The following is a 4,958-nucleotide window of genomic DNA, read 5'->3' as shown; positions in this document are numbered from 1 at the left end:
CGCTACTTCCTCACCGTCTTCCGACCCTGCCCGAGCCGGCGCGCGAGGACTGCGATGGGTACTTCTCGAGGATTGGATTTGTGCTCGGCTGCGAGCCGTGGTCGTGGCGCTGCCGTGGTGAACCTGTGCCATGGAGCATCCAATTCGATCTTCGAGAGAGTAGGCCATCCGTAACGCCTGGGGAGCCCAAGCGCAGGCCGCCCCGTCGGTGCCCTGCGCTTGGGCCCCACGTCGGCCTGCGCCCTGACCCGCTCCAGCCGCTGGTTAGCTCCATACGCTGCCGGCAACAGTGCTTCACCATGCTCACCTGACCCATCGCCAGGCACACTATCGGCCGCTCCCCACTCCAGTCGGCAGGATCGAATCGCAGCAGCACGGCCAAACCCCGGGGTTTTGCGGCAGTCACCACGGGGCTGCGCGATGACGCTGCCGATCAATGACCAGCCGGTTTGGCCGCTTGTGCCGACTTCCTGGGCCGGAACGGTGGATCCGCCAGCCGTCCAACAAGTGGGGCAGCGCCTTGTCGTCGGCAGCTTCACCACCAATCAGATGAAGAACGAGCGGTCGCCCACGGCCGCCGCAGCGCAGATGGATCGCTCCAGGTCCTGGCTTCGATGGATGCCGGATGAATGGCTCTCCGGCCGTTCATGGTCGAAAAGTCATCCCGGGCCTGGGCCGGGCATTCCCGCTTTGCTGCCCGCTTCTACGCTGGCGACGCTGGTGCGGCCGGATCAAGGAAGCGTTGGCGTGATGCTGCGCCCGGTCCAGCTTGCCAGGCTCGTCAGCTTGGCGCTGCCAAGCTACCGGCACCCGCGCCATGCCCCGGCACAAGACCAGTGGCAGAAGCTGTTCGGCGCCATCTGCCAAGGGTTGCAGCGTGTCGGCCGGTCCGCCATCACCGTCAGCAGGCCGAGGAGAGCTTGCGCCACAGCGCGGGATCCGCAGATCCCGTCCATCACCCGGCGGCGACAGCGGCTCAAGACGCCGCCATGTCTACTCGCTCATCTCCTGGTGCCCTGCCTAGGACGAATGGTTCAGGATGGGTCTGGCCGTCGCCTTAACGGTCGCAGTCCGGACAAGGGGCTCGGGGTTGGTTGGCCGTGGCGGCGATGTAGCGTGCGATCCCCGTTGCGGGGTCCTCGGCCGAACGGAAGACTCACCCGTTCCAGGGCTTGCCGGGGGAACTCGGAAAAAATCTCTCCACGGCATCATGGCCAGGCGCACGAGGTGGGGGTCAAGTGGAACATCCAGCTGGGATGGTTGGCGAGCCAGTCCAGCACCTCGGGTGCCTGTAGGCAGCATGGCATGGATCATCTTGCTGGCCGGCACCGGGCGCTGGCCGGTGACGAGGCAGCGGGCGAGTGCCTGATGCCGATGGTGCGGCGCGGCAGCGGCCGTTGACCTCGCCTTCGTGCACGCTGCGAGCGGCCAGCAGGAGTCGTGGTGCCATGGCTTGTCGCCGTGGCTCACGGTCGCGCTTGCCCCGCGTCAGCGGCAAGCCGGGCTGTCGAACGTCTTGATCTGGCTCTTCTCGTCGATGAAGACCACCACCGCATGACGAAGCGAAGCCTTCGATGCGACCGAGGCTGGACCAAAAGGCTGTTGTCCGGTTGGAGACCATGCGGGCCTGCGGCTGTCAGCCGTGCGATCTTCCGCTACGATAGGAGGACATGCGGAGCGTGGGCCGCCAGAACTTCTGCGCGATCCACCTGGTCAGACCGTACGATTTCCTGCGGCTCGGGGGACCTTCTTCCCGGCTGGGGCTTTGACCTATCCAAGTGCTCGGCAAATCATCAACTGGTACTGGTCGATCCGATGGCGAACTGGAAACGGGGGGTGGCAAGGATCCTCCACCTGATCGGCCGCCCGGCGAGGACGGCCCAAGGGCGGCGCGGCGTCGTGATCGAGCCATATCGAGGCTATGGGTCGCGGGAGGAGATCTTCCTGATCGGCCGGGTGTTCTGGCAGTCCGCGGCCGACCGTGACGGACGTGCGGACGACCTGATTGACGACCTGCGCGACATCGGCCGCCGGATCGTGCGGCGTGCCGTGCGCGGCGCGACGGTGACCGCCTGCTTCTACGACACCGAGGAGCAGGTCACGACCGACCGGGACGGCTATTTCAGAATCCACCTGAAACCGGATGCCCCGCCGCCGGCCAGCCGGTCTTGGCACAGGATCGCGCTGCGCCTGGACGAGCCGCGGCGAGTGCGTGCGCAGGGCCAGGTATTCATTCCGCCGGACCATTGCCGCTTCGTCGTGATCAGCGACATCGACGATACGATCATGCACACGGGCGTGGCCAACAGGCTGAAGATGCTCTGGCGGCTGTTTGTGCAGGATGCCGAGCGACGCACGGCCTTCCCGGGTGTGGCCGCCCTGTACCGCGCGCTGCACGGCGGATGGACGGGGCACGAGGGCAACCCGCTGCTCTACGTCTCGCGGGCACCCTGGGGGATCTATGGCGTCCTGGACGAGTTCTTCAGGCTGCACCGGATTCCAATCGGGCCGATCCTGTTCCTGCGCGAGTGGGGGGTGTCCTGGAGCTGGCCCCTGCCGCGCAAGGCGGAGGACCACAAGCGCGATCTGATCCGCAACATGCTGTCGCTCTATCGCGACCTGCCGTTCGTGCTGATCGGCGATAGCGGCCAGCACGACCCCGAAGTCTACCGCCAGATCGTGGTCGATCATCCGGGACGGGTAGCCGCCGTCTATATTCGCAACGTATCGCGCGACCGCTGCAGGATCCGAGAGATCGAGCAACTGGCGGCGGCGGTGACCGAAGCCGGGAGCACCCTCGTCCTGGCAGCCGACAGCCTCGCCATCGCCCGGCATGCAGCAAGCATGGGCCTGCTGCCGCCCACGGCCATCGCAGATGTCCAGGCGGAGAGGCGGAGCGAAATGGCCACCGATGCCCCCGACCCGTACCAGGCCGAAGGCAGTACGGTCGACGATACGGCCGACGCGCTGCTTCAAGGCCGGTTGGAGCGGATCCTCGACGAGGGACCCGGCGAGACACCACCGAACGTGATCATCGAGCCCAGCCGGCAAAAGCGGGACTGACATCCTGCTGCCGGCCGGGGCCGGGTCTCCCGGCAGGGCGATTACCGGATCCGCAGCATCATCCAGCCTGATGGCGGTGGGGCTGGCCGAGCGTGGCATGGCTGGCGGAAGCCACCGCGCCATCCACGGGCTGCGGAGGGTAGAGCCGTCCACGCTCGCCCGTCTGCGCGAGGCTTCAGGAGATTGGCCTCCGACGCCGCACCATTAAGACCGATCGAGGCAGCACTGCCTACATCCAGGCAGTGAGCGTCCCGACATGCCGCTCCCGAAACCGGGGGACAGGCCCGGAGAGCCCGTTCGAGGAGAGCGCATGGATCCTTCCCGACAGGAGGACGTCACCGCCCGTCCCATGTCGCCACGTCGCAGGCCGCGATCATCGGACCTGCCGGGGTAATGGTCAGTCCAGGACGCAGGACGGCTGCTCGTTTGTGCGGGGACACTGCCGTGGGCTGCGCCAGCACGCGCAGCCGTCAGGCGCTCCTCGCTCGGTCGTAGATCGCCGCCGACCCGGTGGACCGGGACAGTGCGACGGGGCTGGTCGACAGCTGGTCCCAGGCCGCCCTGAGCTCCCGCAAGAGCGCGATCAGCTCGCTGCACTGCTGGGGATCGTTGGCGATGTTCACCTGCTGCATGCGCAGGCCGATCATCGTGTACCAGCGGTCGAGGGTGGCCGCGACCTCGCCGCCGGCATCGTGGTCGAGGCTGGCGTGCAGGGCATCGACGATGCGCGCGGCTTTCTGGGTCGCCTGCCACCGATCCTCGATGCGGCCCTCGATGCAGGCTTGCCGAGCCTCCTCCATCCTGCGGATCATCCCGTCATAGAGCATGACAATCTGCCGTGCTGCCGGGACCGTCTGGGTCGCCTGCCCATAGGCGCTGAGCGCCCGCTGCTGGTGGACCGATGGCTTCATCGCTTGCTCCACTAGCTGTCGTCGTTCTGGCCGAGCGCCGCCCGGATCTGCTGCAGCATCGCCTTGGACTGGGCGAGCGCCGTCTCCAGCGCGCTGAACTTCCTGACCAGTTGCTCCTGGTACCGCTCGGCCCGCTCGTTGACCCGGGCGATCTCCTCCTGCGCCTTTCCGATGCCGAATTCGATCTCGCCGACCTCGTTGGCAAGGCGGCCTTCCGTCTCGTCCAAGGCCTTGGCCAGCTCGTTGTAGGTCCGATCCGCCACTCCCTGACTGGCCGTCACGTTGATGGATGTGGAGCCCTTGCCCACCCAGCTGAACTCCAGTCCGGCATAGGGCGTGCCGGTGCGGCCCTTGATGAAGCCCTTGTTGACGTCGACGCCGATGCCGTCGATCGTGGCGCTCTCGATCTTTCCGTCAGCGTCCGCGTCCACGATAGCGATTGTGAAGCTGCCATGCTGCAAGCTGCCGGCGTGGCGTGACACCACCAAGTCGGTCGACGACGTCTCGACACGGAACTCGAGGATGTCGCGAACCCGGTCCAGTTTCGTCAGCAGCGCATTGTCGAGCTTGGTCGAATTGACCTGCATCCTGTTCGACGAATCGAACGAGATGCCGAGTTCACCGAGACTGCCGCCACCCGAGGCGGCCCCACCCAGCATGGACGAGACACTCGTCTGGATATCGCGCAGGAAGGCGTTGGCGAAGAGCGGGCTCTCCTCGGAGACCCCGCCGTCGCTGCCGACCTTGTTCTGCTGGCTGATGAAGTCGCGAAACGCGTTGTGGGCGTCGACCAGCCCGGTGATCTGTTCCTTCACCGCACCAAGCGAGCGCTCGACCTCCACCGTCACGGTCGTGCCCGGCTCGCCGCGGAACAGGTTGAGGGTCACGCCCTGCAGCACGTCCTCCACCTTGTTCGACGAGCGCTCGATCGTCACGCCGTCCAGCGTGAACCGGGCGTTGCGGGCCGACTGCACCGGGTTTTGG

General features: G+C 66.6%; 3 protein-coding genes. 1 reads left to right on the top strand and 2 read right to left on the bottom strand.

The annotated features are described in order from the left end of the window. Window positions 1–1,815 precede the first annotated feature (1,815 nt). Complete coding sequence (locus VHL31_RS24875) at window positions 1,816–3,063, top strand: App1 family protein (RefSeq protein WP_349262544.1); 1,248 nt, start codon at window positions 1,816–1,818, stop codon at window positions 3,061–3,063. Between the two features lie 470 nt (window positions 3,064–3,533). Here VHL31_RS24875 and fliS read toward each other — a convergent pair whose 3' ends face one another. Both fliS and fliD read right to left on the bottom strand, forming a co-directional pair. After that, window positions 3,534–3,974 carry a flagellar export chaperone FliS gene (gene fliS, locus VHL31_RS24870; RefSeq protein ID WP_329663947.1) on the bottom strand — a complete coding sequence of 147 codons (441 nt, stop codon included), beginning with the start codon at window positions 3,972–3,974 and terminating at the stop codon, window positions 3,534–3,536. Window positions 3,975–3,985: 11 nt separating this feature from the next. Then, on the bottom strand, window positions 3,986–4,958 hold a 973-nt coding region (gene fliD / locus VHL31_RS24865), incomplete at its 5' end, for a flagellar filament capping protein FliD (RefSeq protein ID WP_329663946.1).

It is taken from the genome of Geminicoccus sp., assembly GCF_036263595.1.
Classification (GTDB): domain Bacteria; phylum Pseudomonadota; class Alphaproteobacteria; order Geminicoccales; family Geminicoccaceae; genus Geminicoccus.
This window is presented reverse-complemented; position numbering and strand designations above follow the sequence as displayed.